The 12,179-nt window shown below is 63.2% G+C and carries 12 protein-coding genes; 6 read left to right on the plus strand and 6 right to left on the minus strand.

Annotated features, from left to right (window positions below):
* Positions 1–14: 14 nt before the first annotated feature.
* Positions 15–521, minus strand: coding sequence for a MarR family winged helix-turn-helix transcriptional regulator (locus tag FXB38_RS24770; RefSeq protein ID WP_187435123.1), 507 nt, complete (start codon positions 519–521; stop codon positions 15–17).
* A gap of 423 nt (positions 522–944) precedes the next feature.
* Between FXB38_RS24770 and FXB38_RS24775 the strand changes: the two genes are divergently transcribed.
* Complete coding sequence (locus tag FXB38_RS24775) at positions 945–2,447, plus strand: porin (protein WP_148753567.1); 1,503 nt, start codon at positions 945–947, stop codon at positions 2,445–2,447.
* A gap of 284 nt (positions 2,448–2,731) precedes the next feature.
* Here the strand turns inward: FXB38_RS24775 and FXB38_RS24780 are convergent, their stop codons facing one another.
* From FXB38_RS24780 to FXB38_RS24790, 3 genes are all read right to left on the minus strand, one after another.
* Positions 2,732–3,232, minus strand: a complete 501-nt coding sequence (locus FXB38_RS24780; protein ID WP_148753568.1) for a GcrA family cell cycle regulator — start codon at positions 3,230–3,232, stop codon at positions 2,732–2,734.
* 72 nt (positions 3,233–3,304) lie between these two features.
* The gene (locus tag FXB38_RS24785) at positions 3,305–3,502 is read right to left on the minus strand and encodes a hypothetical protein (protein WP_007603456.1); all 198 of its coding nucleotides are present in this window, start codon (positions 3,500–3,502) and stop codon (positions 3,305–3,307) included.
* Between the two features lie 200 nt (positions 3,503–3,702).
* Positions 3,703–4,644, minus strand: coding sequence for an acetamidase/formamidase family protein (locus FXB38_RS24790; RefSeq protein WP_148753569.1), 942 nt, complete (start codon positions 4,642–4,644; stop codon positions 3,703–3,705).
* Positions 4,645–4,842: 198 nt separating this feature from the next.
* Between FXB38_RS24790 and FXB38_RS24795 the strand changes: the two genes are divergently transcribed.
* Genes FXB38_RS24795 through FXB38_RS24810 form a run of 4 tightly spaced genes read left to right on the plus strand, consistent with a single transcriptional unit; the run spans position 4,843 to position 8,842 of the window.
* Positions 4,843–5,610: a YdcF family protein gene (locus FXB38_RS24795; protein ID WP_148753570.1), complete on the plus strand. Its 768-nt coding sequence runs from the start codon at positions 4,843–4,845 to the stop codon at positions 5,608–5,610.
* Between the two features lie 56 nt (positions 5,611–5,666).
* Positions 5,667–6,449, plus strand: a complete 783-nt coding sequence (locus tag FXB38_RS24800; protein ID WP_148753571.1) for a DUF169 domain-containing protein — start codon at positions 5,667–5,669, stop codon at positions 6,447–6,449.
* A 9-nt stretch (positions 6,450–6,458) separates the two neighbouring features.
* Complete coding sequence (locus tag FXB38_RS24805; protein WP_148753572.1) at positions 6,459–7,637, plus strand: saccharopine dehydrogenase family protein; 1,179 nt, start codon at positions 6,459–6,461, stop codon at positions 7,635–7,637.
* Positions 7,638–7,666: 29 nt separating this feature from the next.
* The gene (locus FXB38_RS24810) at positions 7,667–8,842 is read left to right on the plus strand and encodes a saccharopine dehydrogenase family protein (RefSeq protein WP_148753573.1); all 1,176 of its coding nucleotides are present in this window, start codon (positions 7,667–7,669) and stop codon (positions 8,840–8,842) included.
* Positions 8,843–9,002: 160 nt separating this feature from the next.
* On the opposite strand, the gene FXB38_RS24815 is transcribed toward FXB38_RS24810, so the two are convergent.
* The gene (locus tag FXB38_RS24815) at positions 9,003–10,199 is read right to left on the minus strand and encodes an FAD-dependent monooxygenase (protein ID WP_148753574.1); all 1,197 of its coding nucleotides are present in this window, start codon (positions 10,197–10,199) and stop codon (positions 9,003–9,005) included.
* Positions 10,200–10,347: 148 nt separating this feature from the next.
* Between FXB38_RS24815 and FXB38_RS24820 the strand changes: the two genes are divergently transcribed.
* Positions 10,348–10,824, plus strand: a complete 477-nt coding sequence (locus FXB38_RS24820; RefSeq protein WP_148753575.1) for a MarR family winged helix-turn-helix transcriptional regulator — start codon at positions 10,348–10,350, stop codon at positions 10,822–10,824.
* On the opposite strand, the gene FXB38_RS24825 is transcribed toward FXB38_RS24820, so the two are convergent.
* On the minus strand, positions 10,793–12,049 hold the full coding sequence (locus FXB38_RS24825; protein ID WP_187435124.1) for an O-antigen ligase family protein: 1,257 nt from the start codon (positions 12,047–12,049) through the stop codon (positions 10,793–10,795). The genes FXB38_RS24820 and FXB38_RS24825 overlap by 32 nt on opposite strands.
* Positions 12,050–12,179 lie beyond the last annotated feature (130 nt).

Below are 12,179 nucleotides of genomic sequence, written 5' to 3' on the forward strand. Positions count from 1 at the left end.
AACGGATGCGCGCCTCAGAAGTCGAGGGAGATTCTGACGCAGGCCTTTTCGAGCCGGCCCTTCAACGTCGCGAGCTTGGCGGTGAACTCCGTCAGCTCGTTCTCGTCGAACTCCTGGAAGACGAATTCGCGAATCGTCTTGTACTGCTCGTTGAGGCTCGCGATGTGCTTCTGGGTCTTTTCGACCAGCGACAGCCGCACTACGCGGGCGTCGGTCGGTGAGGGGCGGCGGCGCAGCAGGCCTTTCTTCTCCAGCAGCTTGGACTGGGTGGTGACGAAGGACGGGTCGACATGAAGCAGCTTCGAGACCACGTTGACGGGCACGCCGTCGTCCTTGTCGAGGTCGGAAATCGCCATCAGGATCAGCCATTGCGGTCCGCTGATGCCGAGCGTCCTGGCCCAGAACTGACGCAGCTCCTCCAGATACATGTTGATCGACGATATTTCCCAGGTGAATCGCCTGATGATATCGAGATTGCCGGTGGAGCGGAGGCGCGCCCCTTCTTTCCTTGTCGCTGACACAGCGTCACTCCCGCGAGCGGATTTCTTTCCGGCTGGTGGTTCGTGGCGGCCATAGTCCACGCAAGTCTGCCCTGATGCAAGTGCAGAGCAGGGTAATTGTGTCACGGAAACTACAAATATGATCCGGTCAGCCTTTTTAGCTCAGGCCCGTTAACTCAGGCCCGGTGTTGCGCCACGGACACAGAGTTAGCGAAACCACAAAGCTGAGCTAATAAACTATTTTGATTAAGGGAACGGCGCAGGCATATTGATCCGTGACGGTGGGGGTTCTCGATCGTCCCGTTGCAGGTGGTTCGCTCACGTCCCTCGCGTCGAATGCGGGTGTGTCCGAAAGCGCAAAGCGGCCGAGCGGATATGAAGAGACGGGGATATGGGGGGCCTCACGGTCCGGTCTCCGCAAAATGTGCAACTTGGAGGTTTTAAATGAGAATGGTGAAGAGCCTTTTGCTCGGCACTGCGGCGGGTCTTATCGCCGTCGGTGGAGCTCAGGCGGCTGATCTTCCGGTCAAGGCCAAGGCGGTCGAATACGTGAAGATCTGCTCGCTGTACGGTGCGGGTTTCTACTACATGCCGGGCACCGACACCTGCATCAAGCTGGGTGGTTATGTGCGCGCCGACGCTATCCTCGGCGGCGCCGGCGACTACGGTTTCAACAACAGCACCGCCGCGGTGAACGGTGGCTCAAACAACCGTCTGACCAACTACTATTACAGCCGCGCTCGTATGGACCTCAACGTCGATACCCGCACGGCGACCGAATATGGCGTTGTCCGCACCTACGCTGATATGGTCTTCACTTACGACACGTCCAACGTCACCGGCAGCAGCCCGTCGGCGATCTCGCCCAGTGCGCCTGCGCTCGGTCTCTTCCATGCGTTCATCCAGTTCGCTGGCTTCACCATGGGCCGCACGGTCTCGATCTTCGATGCCCCGTGGCAGAGCTATCCGGCTGGCGGTCCCGATTCCATTCCGGGCGGCAGCAATCACACCAACGGTATCAACCAGTTCGCCTATACCGCTGACTTCGGCCAGGGCATCACCGGTTCGATCGCGTTGGAGGAGGAGACGACGGCGTCGAACGGCCAGTCGAACCTCTGGAACACCTCCGGCTTCGCTTCACCGGCCGCTGCTGCCACTGCGTTGATTACGGGTAGTTCTTACGGCTCCAGCGATTGGGGTGGAACGCGCGTCCCGGATATCACCGGCGCGGTCCGTGTTGACCAGGCTTGGGGTCTTGCCCAGTTCTCGGTTGCCGCGCATGACCTCCATCCTGGCTACTACGGCACGACTGAACCGACCGGTCATCCGTCGGACAAGTGGGGTTGGGCTGTGCAGGGGTCGTTGTCGATCAAGAACATCCCGACTGGTGCTGGCGACGTTATCAACTTGCAGGCCGTCTACACGGACGGTGCAACGCGTTATAACTTCCAGAGCCTGTTTCCGCAGAGCTTCCTCATGTTCAGCGGTAGCAGCACAGCGTATCAGAGCGTCGGCTTTGCCGGTCTTGCTGATGGCGTCTTCGGCGCTGGCGGCAGCATCGATACCGTCAAGACCTGGGGCCTCCGTGGTGGCTATACCCACAACTGGAGCCCGAACTGGGCGAGCGCCGTCTACGGCGGTTATGCCCAGCTGAAGTACGGTACCACGGGCAAGGCCCTGATCTGCGCCAACTTCGCCGCCATTGCGAACGCCGGGGCGACTTGTAACCCGGACTTCAACTTCGGCGTCATCGGTGTCAACACCGTGTGGACCCCGGTCAAGAACCTGGCGTTCACTGCCGACCTGAGCTGGTCGCGTCTGGACCAGAAGTACTCTGGCTCTATCACTGCCCCGGCCATTTCGACTGCCGCCAAGCCGGCTGCGGTGTATGAGCTGAAGGACCAGAACTCGGTGACCATGATGCTGCGCGCTCAGCGCAACTTCTGATATCGATCGCGCAAATCGATCGGAGAACCCCGGCGGGAAACCGCCGGGGCTTTTTTCTGGAGCGGTGGTGATTTCGAGAAACCGAACTCCCCTGCACAGACGGCGAAGACGAGCTATGCGAATCCATCGCCACCAAACTTATTTACTTACCTGAGTTGCTCAGCTATATAGCTGTCAGCCGTTTCGAAGAAATCACGGCTCTTAGCTTCACGCTAAGCCTCCAGAAACCTCCGGTAGTGCCCTGCCGGAGGTTTTTTCGTTGTGGGGCAGGGGGACGGCGGGCTTCAGCCGCGCATGACACGCCCACGCGAGTTCGGCCGGTAGGCGAGGCGGCTGTGGCCGGCGCAATAGGACTGTCCGTCGTGCGCGGCGTTGCCGCAGAAGCAGAAATCCTCGGCGCCGGGCGTCGAGATCGGCCAGCGGCAACGGTTTTCGCCGAGCTCCATCAGCGAGCAGCGATTGGCCTCGTCGATCGGCCCGGTCGCGACAGGCCCATCCGCTTCGCCGTAGATCGTGGCGAGCATCTCAAATTGCAGCCGGGGCACCGCTTTTGGCGCGCGTGGGGCGCTAGGCCTGTTTTGATTCCTGTCTTGATTCCTATCCTGGAGCCTGCGTTCGTCGACCGAGCGGCCACGCGTGAGATTGAGGCGTGACAGCTTGCCGATCACGGCGTTGCGGCTGACGCCGATGTCGGCGGCGATCTCGCGGCAGGACAGGCCAGCCTCGAAGTGCTGCTTCAGAAGTTCGATGCGTTCGTTGGTCCAGGTTGGTGAGAGAACAGGCATTGTAACGGTCCCAGGTTGCGACAATCGACCAACCGCAGCTCGAGATCCGTCCGCTTCACGTTCGGCGTGCGCTCACGTCCTGCCATTGTCGCGAATCGACAAAAGCCCGTCCTTGATGGCGAGACGGATGCCTTCCTCGATCAATGTCCGCGCGACGCCGGGAACGCTGGTGCCGTGGGTGCCCTGTCTCACCAACTTCTCCAGGTAGGTGATGGTCGAGAGCGCCAAGGTTACGGGAATGCGGTCAGTCTCGGCTTTTTCGGTGGCCATGGCCCGAACGCTAGCCTCTTACTCGGGTACATAAAAGTAACGATTAAGACTCTATTTAGGTTCAGGGGCAGAAGTCAAATGCAGGCTGAGCCCATCGCTTAGCCCGTTGGAATCGCGAACGAAATCAGACGTGATTCAGCGCGCCGCCGGCATGTCCAGGCGGTGGGCGCGCGTGGAGTGGTCAGGAAGTGCCGGCGCGGTCAGCCGTGCACGATCGCCTTTTCGATCATGCAATGGATGCCCTTGGAGCCGTTGACGGTCTGGGTCACCCGCAGATCGGCCGCGAGACTGCACAGTGTATATGCGTCCTCGCGCGACAGGTTTCGCGTCTCGCCAAGCAGCACGATCATGTCGCGCAGCGCCCGCACCGCGCATTGGTCGAGGTCGGGGTCCATCGCCATGGTCATGTAGTGGGTCGTCGTCTCCGCGCGCGGATAGTCGAACCGCAAATCCTTGCGCAGCGTCAGCCGGAAGCGGCCCTGCAACGCCGTTTCGATCGCGGTGACGCAGACCTCGCCGTCGCCCTGCACGCCATGACCGTCACCGCAGGAGAACATCGCGCCCGGGACGAACACCGGCAGATACAACGTCGCGCCGGCGCCGAGCTCCTTGTTGTCGAGATTGCCGCCCATGGCGCGGGGAACGAGCGAGGAGATGCGGCCCCAGGCCGGCGGCGGCGAGACGCCCATCACGCCGAAGAATGGTTTTAGCGGCAGGTCGAGGCCCCACGGCATCCGGCCGACCATCCGCGACCGGTCCAGCGGGATGTTGAGGATTCGTGTCTCGTGGAAGTCGTCGGGCAGGGTGCCGGACAGCGGCTTGATCATGTTCCAGCCCCAGTCCTGGCGGAGCTGGACGTCGAGGATCTCGACTGCGAGCACATCGCCGGGCTCGGCGCCTTCGACCGCGATCGGGCCGGTCAGGATGTGGCCGGGAAGCATGCGCTCGTTTTTGGCATGAACCTCGAACATCTCCGGCGGAATGTGAAACTTGCTGCGGTCCGGCAGCATGTCCGGGCCGCCGCTGATGGTATCGACGGTCACCTCATCGCCGCTGGCGATGGTGAGGGCGGGCTTGAGCGCGGCTTCAAAGAAGCCCCAATGGCAGGTTTCGGGACTTGAATGCAGGTGATGATGGGTCATTTGCCGCGTCCAATCGGTTTCATCAGAACTTGTCGTGAGATCCTGTTATGCAGATCCTGTTATGCCCCGGCTTGACCCGGCAATCGATCCTCTCCCAAGAAGATTTCTGAATGGGCGGACGGGTCAAGCCCGCGCACCACGATCATTTCAGCGAGGTTTCTCCTGTATTTCATTCTTTCCAAGACGTTTGGTGCCGCAGTGGTGCCGATCAATCTTCTGGTCGAACTCGGGATCATCTCGGTCGTGCTGATGGCAACGCGCTTTGCCGGGCTCGGCCGGAAACTGGCCGCGACCACGCTGGTTCTGCTCGCGCTCGCCGCGTTTTCTCCGCTCGGCAATTTGCTGCTCTATCCGCTGGAGTCGCGCTTTCCCGCGTGGGATCCGTCGCGCGGTGTCCCCGACGGCATCGTCGTGCTGGGCGGCTCAGTCGATACCGATCTGTCGGCAGCACATCACACGCCGGTGGTCTCGCACGCGGCCGATCGCCTGCTTGCGCCCGCCGAGCTTGCGCGCCGCTACCCGAATGCGCGCATCGTCTTTACAGGGGGCTCTGGCAACCTGGTCGCAACGGGCGCCAGGGAAGCCGACTATTCTGCACCCATCCTGGAAAATACCGGCATACCCAGAGAACGCCTGATCCTGGAGCGCGAGTCACGCAACACGTACGAGAATGCGATCTTCACGAAGCGGTTGGTGGCGCCGAAGCCGGGCGAGCGCTGGCTGCTGGTTACCTCGGCCTATCACATGCCGCGTTCGATCGGAATTTTCCGCAAGGCTGAATTTGACGTCGAAGCCTATCCCGTGGACTGGCGGATGGGCGGACGTGACGATCTGTTCTCTTTCACCAATGTGGGCGCGGACGGTCTCGGCCGGACCGATACGGCTATGCGCGAATGGATCGGGCTTGTGGCCTCCCGCCTCGTGGGCCGGACCAGCGAGTTGCTTCCCGGGCCGGCCAAGGACTAGAACAGGCCCGAGAGGCCCAACAAGAGGCGCCGGAATCGGCGCGCCGGGAGGATGCCATGCAGCAGCAAGCCGCTGATACGATCGATCTTGCCGGCCTGGTGGCCGATCTCAACAGCCTGCTGCGGCTGAAGACAACGGTGATCGGCATGAAGCTGTTCGCGCATGCCGCGGACATGGAGGCGATCCCGAAGATCAGGCGGCCGAATGCGGTCCACACCACCGACCAGATCGTCAGCATGGCCTCGCGCCTGGGGTGGACCGTCGGCATTACCGGCGACGATCTCGTCGGCGCGCAGTGCCGCGCTGTGATCGGGCTCAGCCCGCAGGACGAGAAATGGCTTGCCGGCGAAAATTATGTCGGCGTCTGGCACGGCACCGCGGAGGATGCGCGCAAGCGCCAGGAGGCACTGGACGTGGTTCCGTTCGGGCAATATCAGGCGCTCGCGGTCAGTCCGCTTGCGAGCGGGCGGCTCGATCCGCCCGACATCTGCCTCGTTTACGCGACGCCCGGGCAGATGATCATCCTGATCAACGGGCTGCAATATACCGGCTACAAGAAGTTCGAATGGGGTGTGGTCGGCGAGACCGCTTGTGCGGATTCCTGGGGGCGGGCGCTCAAGAGCGGCGAGCCCAGCCTGTCCTTGCCATGCTATGCCGAACGGCGCTATGGCGGCGTGCCGGACGAGGAGATGCTGATGGCCTTGAAGCCTGCGCATCTCGCCAAGGCGATCGAGGGCATGAAGGCGCTGGCCAGGAACGGCCTGCGCTATCCGATTCCGCCCTATGGGATTCAAAGCGACGTCCGCGCCGGCATGGGCGTGAGTTACGCCAAGAAATAAAGGTCGACCATGAGCTCTGCGAAATTCGACATCGTCGTCTACGGTGCGACCGGTTTCACCGGTCAGCTCGTCGCTGAATATCTGACTCGGCATTATAAGAGCGACAAGACACTCAAATGGGCGATGGCGGGGCGCAGCCTTGGGAAGCTGAAATCGGTGCGCGATGCGATCGGCGCGCCTGGCAATACGCAGCTCATTGTCGCGGATGCATCGGATGCCGCCTCGCTGAAGGCGATGGCAGAGCAGACGATGTCGGTGATCACGACGGTCGGTCCGTATCAGCTCTACGGCGAGGAACTGCTCGCGGCCTGCGTCGCCACCGGCACGGATTATTTCGATCTCTGCGGTGAGCCGATCTGGATGCGGCAGATGATCGACAAGTATGAGGCGGCTGCAAAGGAAAGCGGCGCGCGCATCGTATTTTCCTGCGGCTTCGACTCCGTGCCGTTCGAGCTCGGTACGTTCTTCGTGCAGGAAGAGGCCAAACGCGTGTTCGGTGCACCGGCGTCGCGTGTAAAAGGCCGCGTGCGCGACATGCGCGGCACGCTGTCGGGCGGCACCGCGGCGAGCGCCAAGGCGACCTTCGATGCGGTCGCCAAGGACATCAGCCTCATTGCAATCCTGAACGACCCGTTCGCGCTGACGCCGGGCTTCTCCGGTCCGAAGCAGCCGAAGGGCAACAGGTCGCTGCTCGAGGAGGATCTGCAATCCTGGGCCGCGCCGTTCATGATGGCGCTGATCAACACCCGCAACGTCCATCGCTCCAACATGCTGATGGGCTTTCCCTACGGTCAGGACTTCGTCTACGACGAGATGGTTCTGACAGGTCCCGGCGAGAAGGGCGAGGCCAACGCCAAGCGCGTGATGGCGGCCAACGCCGAGAAGACTGGCCCGAGCGCGCCGAAGCCGGGTGAGGGACCGTCGAAGGAAGAGCGCGAGAACGGGCTCTTCAATCTGCTTTATGTCGCGATCGCGCCCGACGGCCGCATGGTCCGCGCCGGTGTCACCGGCGACCGCGATCCCGGCTACGGCTCGACCTCGAAGATGATCTCCGAATGCGCCATCTGCATGCTGCGCGACGTGACCGATGTCGCCGCCGGCTTCTGGACCCCGGGCGCAGCGATGCAGGACAAGCTGATCAAGCGGCTGCGGGACAATGCGGGGCTGACGTTCGCAGTGGAAGCATAGGGTCTGCGATCCCCAAGGAGGCGTGATCCGTGTCCGCGAAGTTCGACATCGTCGTCTATGGCGCAACGGGATATACCGGCCAGCTCGTCGCCGAATATCTCGCCACGCACTACCTCGGTGAGGGGGCGCCGGCATGGGCGATGGCGGGGCGCAGCAGAGACAAGCTCGAATCCGTTCGCGACGCGATCGGCGCACCCGCGGACACACCGCTCATCGTTGCGGATGCCGCCGATCCTGCGTCGCTGCGGGCGATGGTCGGTCAGGCGAAGCTGGTCGTCACCACGGTCGGTCCGTACCAGCTTTATGGGTCCGACCTGCTTGCCGCCTGCGTTGCGTCGGGTACCGACTACATGGATCTCTGCGGCGAGCCGATCTGGCTGAAGCAGATGATCGACAGGCATGAAGCGGCCGCCAGGACGAGTGGCGCGCGCGTCATATTCTCCTGCGGCTTCGACTCAATCCCCTTTGAGCTCGGTACGTTCTTCGTGCAAGAGGAAGCCAGGCGCGTGTTCGGAGCGCCGGCGCCGCGCGTCAAAGGGCGCGTCCGCGACCTCAGCTGGAAGTTCTCCGGCGGCACCTCGGCGAGCGCGAGGGTCACCTTCGAGGCGGTTGCGCAGGACCTCAGCCTGGTCTCGATCCTCAAGGACCCGTTTGCATTGACGCCCGGCTTCGAAGGACCCAAGCAGCCGCGTGGCAACAAGCCGGTTTTCGAGGAGGACCTGCAATCCTGGTCCGCCCCGTTCGCGATGGCGACGCTCAACACGCGCAACGTCCATCGCTCCAACATGCTGATGGGATTCCCGTATGGCAGGGATTTCGTCTACGACGAGATGGTGCTGACGGGAGCGGGGGACGAAGGACAGGTCAACGCCAGGCGCGTCATGGCCGCCAACAGCGAAAAGACCGGCCCCGAGGCGCTCAAGCCCGGTGAGGGACCGTCGAAGGAAGAGCGCGACAACGGCCATTACGACCTGCTTTATGTCGCGATTGCGCCCGACGGCCGTCAGGTCCGCGCGGCCGTGAAGGGCGATCTCGATCCGGGCTATGCCTCAACGGCGAAGATGGTTTCCGAATGTGCGATCTGCCTGCTGCGCGACACGCCGGATGTTCCGGCCGGGCTCTGGACCCCAGGCGCAGCGATGCAGCACAAGCTGATCAAGCGCTTGCGGGAGCATGCGGGGCTGACGTTCGCGGTGGAGAAGTAGGTGCCTTCTTCGCCTCGCCCCGCTTGCGGGGAGAGGCCGACGCGCGGAACGCGCGGCGGGTGAGGGGGAGTCTCCGCGAGTGCAACTTTCACCGTTTTCGCGGAGGCAGCCCCTCACCCCGACCCTCTCCCCGTAAGAACGGGGAGAGGGAGGAGGACTCCTAAACCGCCCGCGCGTCGTACGCGTACATGAACTCCATGCTCTTCGATCCCAACGGCAACAGCCATTTCATCATCTGATTTCTCATCCAAGCGCCGGTGGCGCTGAATTCGCGCTTGCTGTTGCCGTTGCGGCGCGCCAGAACAACGATCTTTTCCGCGCGGGGGCGCCGCTCGGCTTCGAAGGCCTGAAAGGTGGCGGTTAGCTCCTGACCCTCCTGCATCAGACGGGCGAGCCGCATCGCATCTTCCAGCGCGAGCGAAGCGCCCTGGCCGGCATGGGGGCTGGTTGCATGCGCGGCATCGCCGATCAGCAGCGAGCGCTTGCGTGACCAGGTCGGCAAGGTTGCGACGTCGAGCGTGTCGGTGACCACGATGTTCTCGGCTGCCTCGATGATGGCGGGGATCGGATCGTGCCAGCCGTGATGGAAGCCGCGCAGATGCTGCTTCAGCGTCGCCGCGTCGAGCGCACGGAACATCGCGGCATCCATGCCGTGCGCCGGCTGCGTGCTCCACCACATCACGCCGTCGCTCGGATCCGGGCTGCAATAGCCGTAGCCGAAGAAGCCGCTCTGCCCGAAGGTGGTCTCGACATGCCGGCCGATCGCGCGGCCGTCGAGCACGGCATGGGGCACGAAGCCGCCGAACCCGATCAGGCCGGTGTTGAACGGCGTTGGCCCGTCCGGCACCACCTGACGCCGCGTGATCGAATGCACGCCATCGGCGCCGATCAGGAGGTCGCCCTCGGCAGTGGTGCCGTCGGCGAAATAGGCGATGATCGGCTGGTCGCCGCGATCCTCGATCTTGATCAGGCGCTTGTCGAAATAGAGCGAGACACAGGCGCACCAGGCCTTGTCGATCAGCATCTCGTTCAGCGTGGCGCGGCAGACATTGACCGCCGGCTGGCCGAAGCGCCGAGCCATGTCGCGGTTGATCGAGCCGAGCCTTCGGCCTTCTTGCGAATAGAAGTCAAAGGACTCTGCGATCGAACCGCGGCTGATCAATTCGCCAGCGAGCCCGATCTCGTCCATGATTTGCATGCCATTCGGCGCGATCTGGAGACCGCCACCAATGCCCTTTGAGTAGGGCCAGGCCTCGTAGATCGCGGATTCGATGCCGGCGCGGCGCAGCAGGATCGCGGCTACGGGCCCGGCGATGCCGGCGCCGATGATCAGGGCCTTGCGGGGACGATGAGGCATTGGCTTGCTCCCGACGTTTCCGTGATGCTAGGAAAAATTACGGTCACTAAATCTCTTAGTGGCTAAGATATATATCGACTAAGAGATGAGGTGAGCCTTGTCAAGGGCGAAGGCGCGCACGGCACTACTGGGAGAATTGGAAGAGGCGATGCGGCGGTCGTCCGCGCAGGGCGTGCTCTATGGGCAAGCCGTTGCGAACGTGGCCGGAATTGCCAATTCCGACCTCGAATGCATGGACATCCTCTATCTCGAGGGACGCGTGACCGCGGGTCGGCTTGCCGAGGTCACGGGGCTCACGACCGGCGCCATCACCGGCGTAGTCGACCGGCTCGAGAAGGCAGGCCTCGTGCGCCGCGAGCGGGACGAGGCCGATCGCCGTAAGGTTTACATCGCCGTCGTGCCGGAGACCGCCATGAAGATCGGCGAGCTCTATGTGCCGATGCAACAGGCGATGGAGAAGGTCTGGAACGCCTATTCCGACGAGGAACTGCGCCTGCTGCTGCGTTTCGCCAACGAGGGCTACAAGGGCGTGCTTGCGGCGACCGCTGCACTGAAGGGCCTGCTCGACACGCCGCCGGAGAAGCGGCCCGCGCTCAAGCTGAAGAAGCATCCTCGCCAGACTTGATCTTGTAGGCCTGTGCGGCCGCGATCATGCCCCACATCGCGCCGAGCATCATCCAGAAGTGCCGCCAGTGGTCGGTGTCGATCACGAAACTTTCGCCGACGGTGCCGACGAAGGCCGCGAACACCGCGAGATAAGCGCGCTGCCAGGGCACGCGGACGAAGACCTGGCGGAGGCCCGTGATGACGGTGGTGAAGACCAGCGCGGGATAGCACACGCCGGAGAGCCAGCCGCCGGACATGAAGGCGTTCAGATAGGAATTGTGGGTGTCCTCGGGAAAGAACCGGTGGAATTGTAAGGGACCGATGCCGAACGGCAGGTCGAGCGCCATCTCCGCGCCGAGAATGTGCCGGCCGAATCGGCCGAAGCGGCCTTCGTCATAGCTCTGGTCGAAGCTCGCGCGCTGCTTGAACATCTCGGCAATGGAATCGAACGACAGCAGCACCGCAACCAGCGCAAGGCCCAGCACCACGGCGACAATGGCCATGATGATGATGCGCGAGCGCTGCGCATTGGTGCGGCTGGTCAGCACCATCAGCGCCAGCATGAAGGCCGAGGTCAGGACCAGCCCGCCCCAGGCGGCGCGGGAGAAGGCGAGCAGGATCGCCAGCGACATGATGCCGAAGGCGATGACGTTGCGGAAGGCCTTGGCCAGCTTGTCCGAGACCACGCTCTGGAGCGCGAACAGAGCCGGCAGGATCAGGAAGGCGCCGAGCACGTTCGGGTCCTTGAAGGTGCCGCGTGCGCGCTCGTACAGCGTCAGGAGATCGTGGCCGCCCGGAACGAGGTTGAAGTAGCCGGCGATCGCCGAAAGCGATGCGATCATCGCGCCGACCACGAGGCCGCGGCGCAGCATGTCCAGGCGCGCCGCCGTGTCCTCGGAGGTCACCATGGCGAAGAACACCACGGTCACCGCCATGTACCACGAGGTCGCGATCCAGCTTGCGACCTCGGACTGGTCGAGCAGCGGGATCGCGCTGATGGTGTAGCCGACATTGAGCAGGACCAGAGCCAGCACCAGCGGCATCAGCACGAGCTTGAGCCGCAGGCCGGTGGCGAAGAAGGCGACGGTGGCGAGCAGCGTCGCGATCTCGTAGGGGCTCGGCTCTATGAAGACGATCGCGCCGGACGCGCCGACCAGCCACACCAGCGCGCGCTGCAGGGCCAGCACGCCGGGCGCAGCGCGAACCGCTGCATTCATTTCCCCGGCTGTTGCCGCATACACCATCACACGCTCACGCTACTGGAAACACAATACTTCCGTCGTCATGCCCCGCCTTGTGCGCACTTGCGCACTGGGGCGGGGCATCCAGTACTCCGAGCTGTTCGTGGCAGTTTCCGCTGCCGGCGATTACTGG

Origin of the sequence: Bradyrhizobium cytisi, from assembly GCF_008123515.1 — a bacterium.
GTDB lineage: Bacteria > Pseudomonadota > Alphaproteobacteria > Rhizobiales > Xanthobacteraceae > Bradyrhizobium > Bradyrhizobium cytisi.

Excerpts from the sequence above, each read along its gene's own strand:
- FXB38_RS24790 (WP_148753569.1), bottom strand. The coding sequence starts at position 4,644 with ATGACCCATCATCACCTGCATTCAAGTCCCGAAACCTGCCATTGGGGC.
- FXB38_RS24780 (WP_148753568.1), bottom strand. The coding sequence starts at position 3,232 with ATGCCTGTTCTCTCACCAACCTGGACCAACGAACGCATCGAACTTCTG.
- FXB38_RS24800 (WP_148753571.1), top strand. The coding sequence starts at position 5,667 with ATGCAGCAGCAAGCCGCTGATACGATCGATCTTGCCGGCCTGGTGGCC.
- FXB38_RS24820 (WP_148753575.1), top strand. The coding sequence starts at position 10,348 with ATGCGGCGGTCGTCCGCGCAGGGCGTGCTCTATGGGCAAGCCGTTGCG.
- FXB38_RS24785 (WP_007603456.1), bottom strand. The coding sequence starts at position 3,502 with ATGGCCACCGAAAAAGCCGAGACTGACCGCATTCCCGTAACCTTGGCG.
- FXB38_RS24775 (WP_148753567.1), top strand. The coding sequence starts at position 945 with ATGAGAATGGTGAAGAGCCTTTTGCTCGGCACTGCGGCGGGTCTTATC.
- FXB38_RS24815 (WP_148753574.1), bottom strand. The coding sequence starts at position 10,199 with ATGCCTCATCGTCCCCGCAAGGCCCTGATCATCGGCGCCGGCATCGCC.
- FXB38_RS24805 (WP_148753572.1), top strand. The coding sequence starts at position 6,459 with ATGAGCTCTGCGAAATTCGACATCGTCGTCTACGGTGCGACCGGTTTC.
- FXB38_RS24825 (WP_187435124.1), bottom strand. The coding sequence starts at position 12,049 with ATGGTGTATGCGGCAACAGCCGGGGAAATGAATGCAGCGGTTCGCGCT.